Consider the following 13275-nt stretch of genomic DNA (forward strand, 5'->3'; position numbering starts at 1 on the left):
CGGCAGTAGCCGATAGCTCTTTTTATTTACCACATTCTTCTAAAAGCTTTTTTGCTTCAATATACAAAGCGATGCCTTGAGCTACCTTCTTCGCTTCTTTCATAGCCAGTACGACAGTAGCCGGTTCATGTACAACATCGCCGCCGGCAAAGACCCCGCGTCGGGTAGTCAGGCCATAGGGGCGGTCTTTGGTAATAACATAGCCCTTGTCATTGACCTCAATGCCTGTAGTGGTTGAAATAATACGGGCAGCAGGACGCTGGCCAATCGCCAGAATTACTTTGTCGGCAGGGACTTTTACAAAGCGCCCGCTGCCTCTGATATTTTTATCGGTGTCAATCTCCAGCGCTTCATATTCAAGGCAGGTCAGGTTGTCCTGACCAAGAAATTGCTTAGTGCTGGCCAGCCAGATAAACTGAACCCCTTCTTCTTTGGCTTGCTGATATTCGGAAGGCAGGGCGGTTATCTCTTTCTCGGTACGGTGATAAACGACCGTGGCTTTTGCGCCCAGGCGAATGGCGGTTCGTGCGGCATCCATAGCTACATTGCCGGCTCCAATAACAAAAATTTGATCGCCAAGCTGAATCGGCACTTCCCGGCGGTCAACATTACCGGCTCTGGCCAGTGCCACCATCTGTAACAAGTAGCTGGCCTGCAAAACACCAGGTAAATCCTTGCCTGGAACATCAAGCGTGCGGGGTAAGGCTGTACCTGTACCGATAAAGATAGCATCATAGTCCTCCGCAAACATTTCGTCAATCGTAATATCAGGGCCTACCAGTACTTCGGTATTGAAGGCTACACCCAACCGTTCAATACGCCGGATTTCCCGTCGTACAACATCCTTCTTTAAGCGGAAATCAGGTATCCCATATACTAAGACACCGCCTGGTTCGGTTTGGCTTTCAAATACGGTGACTTGATAACCTGCTTTAGCCAGATCGCCGGCCACTGTGAGACCAGCTGGTCCGGAGCCGATAACCGCTACTTTACCTGCGAATTTGTTGGGCGGAGTATAGGTTGTAAGCTCCATTTCGGCATCAAAATCAGCAATGAATTGTTCTAACTTACCGATGCGGATACCTTGATCTTTTTTGGCAAGTATGCAGGCACCTTCGCATTGTTTCTCATGTGGGCATACTCTGCCACAGACTGCCGGGAGATTGCTGCGGCGGGCAATGATCGTGCTGGCTTCGCCGACATTGCCTCTGGCGAGGGCTTCAATAAACTGAGGAATTTCATGCTCAATCGGGCAGCCTGTCCGACAGAGTGGTTTTTTGCAGTTTAAACACCGCTTGGCTTCGGTAATCGCTTCACAGGGATTAAAGCTATCGTCAGGTCCATCAAACGAAAGGGAATTTTTACTTCTTACATTATCATCAGCCACAAGCTTAAGTCCCCTCCTAACTTCGTATCTATGGTGCATAAGAACAGCTACCTAAAACCAATAATTGCAGCTATCAATAGGCGTGTAACAATAGTACCAAAAGATAAAAGTCGAATCAAGTCGAATAATAAAGAAAAATGACAAATAACTAACCAGTCATAAAGACGAGCTGTTAACCTGACCTATGCACGCTGACCGGGTGGACATAAAGAAGGCCAGGAAGCGATGACTCTTCCTGGCCTTCTTTATCGCTATGTACCTTTTCGAAAACTGTTAAATGCGCCTGTCCCCAGGCTGACGCCGAGGAGTACCAGGAGCAGAGCCAGATAATGCTGCCATACCAACTGTTCATTTAAGAACAGCGCTGAGGCGAAGAGACCGACGATTGGCTGACCATTCAAAAACAGCGAGGCTGTTGAGGCGCCGATATGGTGGATACCGGTATTCCATAATACTGCGCCCAGGGCTGTGCTAAACCAACTGGAAAAGAGCAAAGTAACGATAGGCCAGAGTTCAAAAGCACCTTCGTACACCCACACCGGGTTAGTAAATAAGCCGAGGACTACCAGGGCAGGGGCTGCAACCAAATGGCTGTAAATCGTGACAGTGAGCGGCGGGGCATACTGTGTGCTTTTCTTGACACACAGCGAGCCGAAGACATAGACAAGCATAGCAATAACCATGACGCCGTCGCCGAGGAGGGTGGCTCCCATTGTGTCCGACTTGCCGGATATAATGAGCAATACTCCGGCAAGCCCTAGGGCCACCCCGGTTAATTTGTTCCGGCTAAGTGGTTCGCGGACAAGGCAACTGGCCAGCAGTGTGGTTAGTAGTGGATTCAGGGCAAGGATCAGCGTGGCGTGGGTGGCGCTGGTTGCTTTTATGCCCCAGGATAAGGCAATCTGGTGCAGAAATATATTAAATAGTCCTACACCGCAGATAGGCCACCAAGCGGCACGCGGTACACGCTGCCAGCCACCCTGATACCATACTGCCGGCAGTAGGAAGGCGGCAGCCAGTACCATGCGGATACCGGCCAGGGCTAGCGGGGGATAATAATTGGTTAAATATTTAATCATAACGACATTGATGCCCCACAGGAAAATGACAGCAACCATCATTATGGTTATGCGATTATTATTCACAGGTATCTCCTCATATTGATTTAAGATTCACTATCACCGATAGTACCATGATGAATCAGTCTGACGCAACACTTAATTAGATAACCTCAGCGTAACCAAAAAAAAACACAAAATAGTCTAAAAAAAGTGTTATACCATTACGAACATTCAGTCTATAGAATTAAATAAGACATAAGCCCTAACTTTTCGCGGTCAAGGCTACTGACGAGTGCATCAGCAAGTCGTTGAATTTGGTTTCAGGTAAGCCAACAGAAGACAAGTACATGGGTTTGTAGGTGCTAACCATATTTTAAGACAGTGTCACCTTCAGTCTTGGCTAAAAAAAACACAAAATAACCTAAAAAAACTAATATACTAAATATTTCGAAAGAACAGTAAAATGTACAAAGGGCTTATGTGCAGGTTTAATAAATAATTGCAGGGAGGTATGACGTGGAGACGCTCAAAAAAATTGCGCTAGCTATAGATACTCTATTCGAAAGTTTTGCGCTTCTAGGCCTCACAAGTATGATTCTTATTGTAATTACTCAGGTCATGACCCGGAAGCTCTTTAACTTTGTATTTTTTTGGTCTGAGGAAATGACATTGCTTCTTTTAGTTTGGTTTGCATTTATGGGTATGGCGATCGGCTTTCGCGAAGATCTACATCTTGGAGTGGACTCTTTTACTGCTTTTTTACCTGATATGCTCAACCGTGTCCTGGATAAAATTATTGGAATCTCTATTTTTGGTTTCGGTGTGTATCTGATTATTTACGGATGGGAATTTACCGTTATGATGAACGAATCTACTCTGGCGGCTACTAAACTGCCGAACAGTATCCTGTATTTAGTGTTGCCTGTATCCGGCGTTATGACGTGTGCCTATTCGGCCCTGCAGGTTGCAGGTTTTAATACCAAACGTCACAAAGGCAATGAAGTTGAAATGGGCGGCGTTATGGGAGGGGAGGAATAGTGGACCAGCAGGCAATAGCAGTTACTTTACTTGTTGTCAGTTTTATCGGCTTTATGGTTCTCAGGTTCCCGGTAGCAATGGTACTGGCCTTTTCCACAATGCTAACTATGATTTATGTGGACCTGCCGCTGGCCGTACTCGGCCAACAAATGATTCAGGGTATTAGCAGCTTTTCGCTTCTTGCCATTCCATTTTTTATCCTTACCGGACAGATCATGGGTGAAGGCGGCTTGGCCGTTAGAATGGTTAATCTGGCATATCTGCTTGTTGGCCGCATTCGGGGCGGCTTGGCGCTTGTCAACTGTGTGGCTTGTATGTTTTTTGGTAATATCTCAGGATCGGCGGTAGCTGATGCCTCCTCAGTAGGTTCAGTTATGATCCCGATGATGAAGAAAAAGGGTTATGACGCCGATTATTCAGTAGGACTAACAATCTCTTCCGCGATTCAGGGTGTTGTTGTTCCGCCAAGTCATAACCTTGTTTTATACTCTATTGTTGCAGGCGGCATTTCTATTAAAAGCTTGTTCTTAGCAGGTATTGTCCCTGGATTCATCTTACTTGGTACCCTTATGACGGTTGCCTATATTATAGCCCGGAAACGCGGCTATCAAAAAGGTGATCCTATTGACAGGGAGAAAGTCCCCGGGATACTATTCCATGGTCTGTTGTCTTTATCACCGGCTGTCATTATTCTCGGCGGTATTATCTCCGGTTGGTTTACCGCTACTGAGTCGGGCGCTATGGCTGCGCTGTATTCTTTTATTCTGGCTTTCGGAATATACCGTGAGGCCCCTCTGTCATCAATGATTCCTGTGCTTAAGCGCACCCTGCGCACTGTGCTTATGGTGTACTTTTTAATAGCTGCCTCGGCAGCATTTGGCTGGGTGCTTGCGTACCTCAAGATTCCAATGCTTGTTACCGAGTTCTTTATGAGTGTTTCCGATAGCCCGGTTGTCATTATGATGCTGATTAATATTCTGTTGCTGATCTTGGGCGGGCCTATGGACATGGCGCCAATGATCCTGATTATGACGCCGATTCTGCTGCCGGTATGTACTGCAATTGGCATTGACCCAGTACACTTTGGCCTAATCCTCATCTTCAACGCAGGTATGGGGTTATTGACGCCACCTGTCGGCACTGTACTATTTGTCGGCTGCGCTATTGGCGGGGTAACACTGTCCCAGGGAACTAAGGCGATGATGCCATTCTTTTATGCCATGATTATAGTTCTGCTGCTCATTACCTATGTTCCACAGATTGTCATGTGGCTGCCTTCAATGTTTAAATAGTCCGGATTATTAACTGGGGGATTCATCCCAACATTATTTAAGGGGGATATTAATAATGAACAGAAAGAAATTGATTGCGGGTGCTCTGTCCTTGATGCTGGCCGGTTCGCTTTTTGCTGGCTGCGGCTCCAAGGATACCGGTTCGGCTGAGAAGAAAGCCGAAGGAGCTAAGTACACGTTCCGCTTGGCAGAGACTCACCCTGCCGATTACCCCACTACCCTGGGTGATAAAAAATTTGCCGAACTGGTTAACGAGCGTACCAAAGGCCGTATCAAAATTGAAGTATTCCCATCCTCTCAGCTTGGGGAAGAAAAGGCTGTCATAGAGCAAGTACAACTTGGCGCCATTGAATTTACCCGCGTAAGCTCATCGCCGTTGGCTGAATTTAACAAAGCGTTTGGCGTATTCTCATTACCTTATATTTTTGATAATGACGCTCATATGTGGAAATTCCTGAACGGCGAAGCAGGTAACAAGATGCTTGATGGTTTGGAGAAATCCAAAATGAAGGGCTTGGCTTACTACAGTTCAGGTTCCCGTAATTTCTATACCAAAAAGCCTGTTACCAAGGTTGAAGACCTGCAAGGTCTCAAAATTCGCGTTCAACAAAATAAAATTAACATGGATTTGATTAGCTCCCTTGGGGCCAGTGCAACCCCAATGCCCTACGGCGAAGTGTTCAGCGGCCTGCAGACCGGTGTAATTGACGGCGCTGAAAACAATTCACCCAGCTATCTGACCGCTAATCACTATCAGGCTGTTAAGAACTTTATTCTGGATGGACATCAACGTGTGCCTGAGGTACTCTTAATCAGTAAAGTAACCTGGGACAAACTTTCTGAAGACGATCGCAAGATTATTAAACAAGCTGCTATTGATTCGGTAACAACACAACGTGAAATGTGGGAAAAGTTTGAGAAAGAGTCGATGGAAAAACTTAAAGCCAATGGCGTAGTGGTTACTGAGGTTGCGGACGTAAAGCCTTGGCAAGCGGCTGTTAAGCCTGTTGTTGATAAACATGGGGCGGAGTACAAAGAAGAATTGGCTGCTGTTGAGCAAGCCCGCAAATAGTTAACAGATAAAATAGGGAGATGCCGTGAGGCTTCTCCCTATTTTATGGTAGGCAGGATATAAAATGTATAACGCGAAATATTATTAATTATGAGAAAATCATTACTTAAGTTTATTAGCGAAACGATTTGGTTAAAAGACCAGCTGCTAACCGCCAAGTTATTCACTTTTTCAGCAGTACTTGTTATCATCCCTATGGTTGTTGTAGGCGTGATCTCTTATTATCGTTCATCCACAATACTGGAGGGGGAAGCCAGGAATTACAGCTGGCAAATTAATGAGCAGGTTAAAGCCCAAGTTGAATATTACCTGCGGGATGTTGAAATAAATTCTCTCAAAATACTTAACCATCACGATATGACCAGTTTTCTAAAAGCTGGTCATATCAGTGTTGCTAAACACCTGGAGCTTATTGAGGCCGTGCGGGAGCTTTTGGAGAGTATAGCTTATTCGCGTCCCGACATTTCAAGTGTTGCTGTTGTCATCGATGGTTTTGGTGTGATTGACAGCCTGGGTTACAGAGGCCCGTATCCTGTTAACGAACTTGAGAAAGAATACTGGTATGCGTCAGTACCGGCTAATGGCAATTCCATGCTGGTTAGCCGTATCATTAAATGGGGCAACGAGCAGGAGCCTGTCATCACAATTGCCAGGCGAATCCATAGTCCATATACGCTGGAACCCATGGGCATGCTGATTATTGATGTTAACTTCCGCCGTATCCAGGATCTCGCTGATGAGGTAAATAGTGTCGGCAAGAGTTCTTTCTATATCCTGGATGCTGAAGGACACTATGTATACCATCCTGACAGTTCAAAGCTTGGTCGGCGATCAGAACTGCTAAATCTGGAAAGCATTCTATCATTGCAGGATAACTCTTTTTTATCAGAGCAGGATCAGGTTGTTATTTTAAACCACTCCTCCTCTCTAGGGTGGCGGTTTGTTACCGCGATTCCCCGGGCTGAACTATTTAAAGGGACAGCTCATATTGGGTTTACTATTTTGTGGACAGTTATCATTACGCTCCTTATTGCCTATGTACTGGGTGTTAGTTTTGCCAGCACAATTATTCGGCCTATCCGCCGGTTGCAGCGTTTCATGAAAAGCGTGCAAGTGGGGGATTTCTCACGGCGATTGCCAGTTGAATCAAGTGACGAGATCGGTCAGCTTACAAATGGCTTTAATCAAATGGTCGAGAAGCTTTCGGAGCTTATGGAAGAGGTATATTTCTCTAAATTACGGGAAACGGAAATGTCCTTGGGACAAAAAGAAATGGAACTAAAGGTACTTCAATCGCAAATCAATCCCCACTTTCTCTGCAACTCTCTGGAAACCATCCGCGGCATGGCGTTGGAACAGAATATGGGCGATATCGCTGCAATGTCTGCATCGCTTGGTACGCTCTTGAGGTATAACCTAAAGACGGTATCACCTACGGTAACCCTGCGTGAGGAAATCAACTTTTGTACAGTCTACCTTAAAATTCAACAGTACCGTTTTGATAAAAATGTTACATACTGTTTTGAGATTCCTCAGTGGGCTATGAATGCGATGATTGTTAAATTCTCACTGCAGCCTTTAGTTGAAAACTGTTTTGTTCATAGTGTTGGGGCTGGGCCTGAGCCAACCCGCATTATTATCTCGGCGTACCAGGCGTCTAATAACCTCATTATCCGGGTGGCCGATACAGGCGTAGGTATGGTGGAGGGGGTGCTGGACAAGATTAAACATGACCTTGTTAATAAAGATATTACTGCCGGAGGTGCCAATATCGGGATCGTTAATGTTCATCGCCGGATTGTTAACCTCTTTGGACCCGATTATGGGGTAACGGTTGAAAGCATCTCAGGCCAGGGCACAACGGTGCTGGTTAAGCTGCCACTTATGAAGAAGGAAGAGGGCGAGGACCAACATGAACAACATTCTTATTGTGGATGATGAAAAATGGGTTCGGTCTGCCCTTAAATGGACAGTGGAACAGACCGGCCTGCCGGTAAGGGTGGCCGGCGAATGCAGCAACGGCTTGGAAGCACTGGATTGGCTGCAGATTAACCAGGCCGATTTAGTGCTTGCAGACATAACCATGCCGGTTATGTCCGGGTTGGCATTCTTAGAGAGTCTTAGGCAGTCTGGCAATGATCAAGAGGTTATCTTTATTACGGTAAATGAGGATTTTGGCTGTGTCCAGCAGGCTCTTAGAGCCGGGGCCATTGATTATCTTTTAAAGCCGGTCGAAGCAGAGCAGCTTACTACATGCCTGACAAAATGGCTAACTCGCCGCCAGCACAAAACGACTAAGCAGCAGGACGCCGGAGCAACCTTGCCAGTTGTCCCGCTATCGCCAATAGAACAGGTACTAAAATATATTGAATCACTGCCGCCCGGCCAGGTAACCCTGGCTGAGGCTGCCAAGCATGTTTACATGAACCCAAGTTATCTAAGCCAGCTATTTAAGCAGCAGCAAGGAATTAATTTTATTGACTATGTGACGCAGATTAGATTAAATGAGGCCAAGCGCCTCCTGACCTCAACTACACTCAGAATCTCAGAGATTGCTGAGCGTCTGGGGTACTCCGACCTGGCCTATTTCACGAATATATTTAAGAGAAGCTGCCAGGTCACACCCTCCGAGTACCGCAAAACACAGGGACGACGTTAGGCAGTTATCCCACAACAAGACACGACCCTGCCGGCGTGCCTTGTTGATAGTAGTGAGTTGGTATAAGAAAAGGAATATAAACGAGATTGCAATACTTATAGTGTTGCAGTCTCGTTTTGTTAAAAAGTTATTACCGGCGCTGACTTCTGACTAAAATTAAGATCAGTAAAGCCTGTTGATTGCTATTGCCATAGTTGACGCTTGCCGCAATCAGGAATAAACTAGTAATTATCTGTTGCATTAGGGGTGAGAGTGTGTTGGGGTTAGATTTACAAGAAACATTTCGGGCATTAAAACACCGTAACTACCGGCTGTTTTATTTTGGCCATGGTATGTCGCTTATTGGCACATGGATGCAGCGAACGGCGACAATCTGGCTGGTATATCGCCTGACTCAGTCCCCCGAAATATTGGGGAATGTCGATTTTATCGGGCAAATTGCCGGCGTAGTCCTGATACCTGTTGCCGGGGTGCTCTTAGACCGCTGGAACAGATACCGGGTAATACTATGGACTCAGGTTTTAAGTATGGTGCAGGCACTGGCCTTGGCCGCGCTGGTATTTACCGGTACGGTGGCGGTGTGGCACATTGTTGTACTAAATACGGTATTAGGCATGATTAACTCATTTGATATGCCAGCCCGACAGGCATTTATCTCTCAGATTGTCGAGGATAAAGATGACTTAGCCAACGCGATTGCGCTTAACTCGGCGATGTTTAATGGAGCGAGGATTATCGGCCCTTCAATTGCCGGGCTGGCGATTGCCGCTTTTGGGGAGGGTTTATGTTATCTATTTAACGGACTTAGCTATATTGCTATCCTGGGGGCGCTGCTGGCTATGCGGTTGACTGTGCCGCAAGCGGTAGTCGTTAGCCCGGATAATATAATAGGTGGCTTAGCGGAAGGATGTACTTATACCTATCATTCACTGCCCATTCGGATGGTGCTTTTGTTGCTGGCGCTCCTGAGCCTGGTGGGTTTTCCGGTTATGCCGCTCATGCCGCTCTTTGCCGGACAAGTTTTAGGGGGCGGCCCTGAAATACTGGGCTGGTTAATGGCAGCCTTTGGCATGGGGGCGCTTGTGGGCACAATTTGTTTGGCAGCCCGCAAGACTGTTGTCGGCATAGAAAAGGTTATTGCGATAAACTCAGTTGTTTTTGCGGTGGGTCTAATCGCGTTCTCACTGTCAACGGTATTGTGGCTTTCGCTGCCTATTGCTTTTATTATGGGTTTTGGTCTTATTGCCCAGATGGCTTCAACCAATACAATTATTCAGTCCCTGGTGGATGAAGATAAACGGGGACGTGTTATGAGTTTATATGTCTTGTCCTTTGGCGGAATTACCCCGATCGGCAGTTTGTTTGCCGGTCATGCAGCCGGAATGATTGGAACACCTGCCACTTTTTTTATTAGTGGAATGCTGGCACTTGCCGGGGCGATTGTTTTTGCCTGGAACTTACCTGCCTGGCGAATAGCCGCATGCCCGATTTATAGCAAAAAAGGACTTATTTAGGTAATTGAAAGGAGTTTACTGGAATTTGTCGAATGAATATAATTAGTAGATAATTATTTCTAACTAATAATTAAAGAAAGAGGGATGTGTATGTTGCAAAGTATTCAGTTTAAGCAATCACTTTATACTGGTCTTATCATCCTCGTAATCACAGTCCTGCTGTTGGCGGCAAGCAGTTATTTTTTATTTGGTTATACTGACGGGGTTAACCGTGATGCGGCTGTCCAGGGAGTGGCCGGTCTGAACTTAGAGCTTGAGGATTGCCGGGAACGCGTCAGTACGGCGGCGGCGTTGGCTGCCGGACGTCCGGATATAATACAGGCACTTGTTGCTCAAGATCCTGTAACGGCTATGCGGGCTATTGCGGGAATGAGCAGTCAAGGTAAAATCTCCTTTGTTCAGGTGCTGGACAGCCAAGGCCGGAGCGTGGCCAGTGATGGGAAAATTCCAACCAGTCCATCTGTTGCTAAAGCTGTTCAACATGGTCAGGCCGTTTCTTATTATGAAGCCGTGCCAGGACAATCTGTTATGAGTGTGGCGGTCATGCCGGTAAAAGGAACAGGTGGCGGTGTTGTAGGGGCTGTAGTGACTGGAACTACCGTTACTGAGGATGTATTTGTGGACAAAGTAAAAGCAATACATAAGGTCGATGCCACTATTTTTGCCGGTGATGTGCGGGTCGCCACAACGGTAGAACAAGATGGCAAACGGGTTATTGGCACTAAGCTGGACAGCACCATTGCTGCTGCTGTAATAGATAATAGCCTTCCGTTTTCCGGTAATGCCAGCATTCTCGGAATGCCTTATGTTACTTATTATCAACCGCTTTTGGGGATTGACCAAAAGCCGGTCGGGGTACTTTTTGCCGGGAAATCAGAGGAAGAGGCCGTTAAAGTGCGTAATAAGAGCCTGTTTACCATGGGGGCTGTTGGCTTAACTATCTTTATCATCGGCATAATCTTCTCAGCTTGGGTTGCCCGCAAGCTAACCAAACCGCTGCAAGAGCTGGAAGCCTTAATGCAACATGTTGGCCAAGGTGATTTGACAGTCAGGGCTGAGGTTAAGTCTCAAGACGAGATTGGGCGGTTAACGCAGTCATTTAATCTGATGATTGCTAACCAAGGGGAACTTGTCGGTGCAGTAATGCGGGCCAGCCAGGAGATTGCCTCAGCCTCTGAGCATCTGGCGGCTTCAAGTGAAGAAATGAGTTCAACTGTCAATGAGGTTGCCGGCAGTATCGGTAGAGTGGCAGGTAACTCGCAAGCAGGGGAGACTGCGGCTGAAACAGCGGCGCAGGTACTAATCCAGTTGGCCTCGCTGATTTCATTAGCAAAGGAACGGGCCGTATCGGCGCAAGCGGTTTCTGCCATGACCTCTGAGGCAGCTGTCACCGGGCAATCAACAGTATCTGTAACAGTAGCCAGTATTGCAGCGATGCAGGCTAAACTGTCAGAGACCGAGGAACTTATTGGCAAACTGAATGAATATTCCAGTCAGATTGGTATTATTACCGAAACTATAACCGGTATTGCAGCTCAAACCAACCTCCTGGCGCTAAATGCCGCCATTGAGGCTGCCCGGGCGGGTGAAGCAGGGCGTGGTTTTGCGGTTGTCGCTGAAGAGGTACGTAAACTGGCTGAACAATCCAGTAAAGGCGCCCAGGATGTAGGGGCTCTCTTAGGTAAAGTCACAGACAGTACGGCCCAGGCGGTAGCGGCTGCCCGGCAAAGCCGGGCCGGTATGGAACAGGTGGTACAGTCAACTGATGCTGCCAGTTCTGCACTTGATCGCATTTTGACAGCTGCTGGTGAGACCGTTTCCGATATTAATCAGATTATGCAGGTGGCAGATGATGAAGTTGCTACTTCTAACCAGATTGTAGTATTGATTGACAGTCTAACTCAGGGCTTGCAGGAGACTGCCGGTTTAAGCAAAGATGTAGCCAACGCCGCCGGGCAAACAGCCGAGGCTGTTGAGACCGTGGCTGCCAGTGCTGAAGAGTTAACAAGTATGGCTGCTGAATTAAAAGACTTGGTTGTGCGGTTTAAGGTGTAGCAGAGAGCAGAGAAAGAGGCCAATGGGCACCAGTTAGTGCCCATTGGCCTTTCTTATGGTTAAAAAATATAAGTCCCGCAAATAATAGGCCAATAGGCCCGGAGACTATCAGTGCGGGGTATAATTTTGCGAAAAATTGGTATTGAATGTATCGTCCTATATGTTTGGGTATTTTTAATTGTTTGGGTAAATGTCCAAAACACCATTACAGGGAGCTTTATCATCGGCACTATTTTGCCGATGCTGCTTTATATTCATTATGTAGACTGTAGACGTATACCAGACTATCTCCGGCTCAGAGTGGACAGATGGCTAAGCGGTATTAGTTGGGGGCTGGGATTAGGCCTGGTATTTATAAGTATCAGCTTAATTAAGGCGGTGCTTATTGGGCAGGGCAAGCTGTGGTTTGCCTGGCCGGCAGGCTATTGGCTAAACCCGGTAATTACAGCAAGCACAGTAGAGGAATTATTTTTCAGGGGGTTTTTGCTAAATAAGTTCGCAGAGAAAACAAGTTTCTTCAGGGCGAATTTTCTCGTTAGTCTTATGTTTATAGCCCTTCATATCCCGGTTTGGTCTACTAGCGGAATTGTAGGCTGGGATATACTTGGTAATGCAACATATGTCGGAATACTAAGCGGGCTCTTTGGCTATTTATATTACCGGACGCAGTCTTTATGGACACCGATCATCCTCCATGCTGCCAATAATTATCTGACATTGATTACAGTGGGAATGGTTTACCAGTAACCAAAAAAATTAATCTGCATATTATGTAGTGTAAGTAAGCTTTGACTTCGGAGCGATACCCTAATGAAGCAGGGGGCGAATTAAGTTCGAGGAGTGAGAGGTTAAAGGAGGAGATTTAGGTGCCTAATAACAAACATCCTTATTGGGAAGAACCCGATATTGAGGAATGGGACGATGATGAAGATGAGTGGGAAGACGAAGCTAAGCTAAAAAACGATAGACAGTTGCTACCCTTTATACTTGGTTTGGGTTTGGGATTTGGCTTTGGGTGTTTCCCACGGCGCAATTGCTACCCGCGGGATTATGGCTGCCGTCCGCGCCGTCACTGTTATCCACGCCAAGGTTGTTACCCGTGGCGCCGGTGTTATCCGCGTCCGTGCTACCCGATATAATTACTGGAAGATAAATTGGGCTTCCTAAAACGGAGGCCTTTTTTATTTTATAAATTAG

Annotated in this window: 11 protein-coding genes; 9 read left to right on the forward strand and 2 right to left on the reverse strand. The window is 46.6% G+C overall.

The window, feature by feature from the left end; translation table 11 throughout:
* Positions 1-22 precede the first annotated feature (22 nt).
* Both VN379_RS14540 and VN379_RS14545 read right to left on the reverse strand, forming a co-directional pair.
* Positions 23-1387, reverse strand: a complete 1365-nt coding sequence (locus VN379_RS14540) for an NAD(P)-dependent oxidoreductase (protein WP_325535066.1) — start codon at positions 1385-1387, stop codon at positions 23-25.
* Between the two features lie 251 nt (positions 1388-1638).
* Positions 1639-2532, reverse strand: coding sequence for a DMT family transporter (locus tag VN379_RS14545; RefSeq protein WP_325535068.1), 894 nt, complete (start codon positions 2530-2532; stop codon positions 1639-1641).
* Positions 2533-2964: 432 nt separating this feature from the next.
* Here VN379_RS14545 and VN379_RS14550 point away from each other — a divergent pair, with 432 nt between their 5' ends.
* The 9 genes from VN379_RS14550 (at position 2965) to VN379_RS14590 (ending at position 13217) form a co-directional block, all read left to right on the forward strand.
* Positions 2965-3486 (forward strand): TRAP transporter small permease, encoded by a 522-nt coding sequence (locus VN379_RS14550; RefSeq protein WP_325535070.1) that lies wholly within the window; start codon positions 2965-2967, stop codon positions 3484-3486.
* Entirely contained in the window at positions 3486-4778 is a 1293-nt protein-coding gene (locus VN379_RS14555; protein ID WP_325535072.1) for a TRAP transporter large permease, read from the forward strand. Before VN379_RS14550 ends, VN379_RS14555 begins: the two co-directional genes overlap by 1 nt.
* Positions 4779-4833: 55 nt before the next feature.
* On the forward strand, positions 4834-5850 hold the full coding sequence (locus VN379_RS14560) for a TRAP transporter substrate-binding protein (RefSeq protein WP_325535074.1): 1017 nt from the start codon (positions 4834-4836) through the stop codon (positions 5848-5850).
* A gap of 90 nt (positions 5851-5940) precedes the next feature.
* On the forward strand, positions 5941-7788 hold the full coding sequence (locus VN379_RS14565; protein WP_325535076.1) for a sensor histidine kinase: 1848 nt from the start codon (positions 5941-5943) through the stop codon (positions 7786-7788).
* Positions 7763-8509, forward strand: coding sequence for a response regulator transcription factor (locus tag VN379_RS14570; RefSeq protein WP_325535078.1), 747 nt, complete (start codon positions 7763-7765; stop codon positions 8507-8509). Before VN379_RS14565 ends, VN379_RS14570 begins: the two co-directional genes overlap by 26 nt.
* 257 nt (positions 8510-8766) lie before the next feature.
* Positions 8767-10023: an MFS transporter gene (locus VN379_RS14575; protein ID WP_325535080.1), complete on the forward strand. Its 1257-nt coding sequence runs from the start codon at positions 8767-8769 to the stop codon at positions 10021-10023.
* A 90-nt stretch (positions 10024-10113) separates the two neighbouring features.
* Complete coding sequence (locus VN379_RS14580) at positions 10114-12078, forward strand: methyl-accepting chemotaxis protein (RefSeq protein ID WP_325535082.1); 1965 nt, start codon at positions 10114-10116, stop codon at positions 12076-12078.
* A 111-nt stretch (positions 12079-12189) separates the two neighbouring features.
* The gene (locus tag VN379_RS14585; protein ID WP_325535084.1) at positions 12190-12825 is read left to right on the forward strand and encodes a CPBP family intramembrane glutamic endopeptidase; all 636 of its coding nucleotides are present in this window, start codon (positions 12190-12192) and stop codon (positions 12823-12825) included.
* 119 nt (positions 12826-12944) lie between these two features.
* Positions 12945-13217: a hypothetical protein gene (locus VN379_RS14590; RefSeq protein WP_325535086.1), complete on the forward strand. Its 273-nt coding sequence runs from the start codon at positions 12945-12947 to the stop codon at positions 13215-13217.
* Positions 13218-13275: the final 58 nt, after the last annotated feature.

The sequence above is a fragment of the Sporomusa sp. genome, assembly GCF_035561255.1.
Lineage (GTDB): Bacteria > Bacillota > Negativicutes > Sporomusales > Sporomusaceae > Sporomusa.

Coding starts and splice junctions, on each gene's coding strand:
- VN379_RS14560 (WP_325535074.1), top strand. CDS start 4,834: ATGAACAGAAAGAAATTGATTGCGGGTGCTCTGTCCTTGATGCTGGCC.
- VN379_RS14565 (WP_325535076.1), top strand. CDS start 5,941: ATGAGAAAATCATTACTTAAGTTTATTAGCGAAACGATTTGGTTAAAA.
- VN379_RS14570 (WP_325535078.1), top strand. CDS start 7,763: ATGAACAACATTCTTATTGTGGATGATGAAAAATGGGTTCGGTCTGCC.
- VN379_RS14580 (WP_325535082.1), top strand. CDS start 10,114: ATGTTGCAAAGTATTCAGTTTAAGCAATCACTTTATACTGGTCTTATC.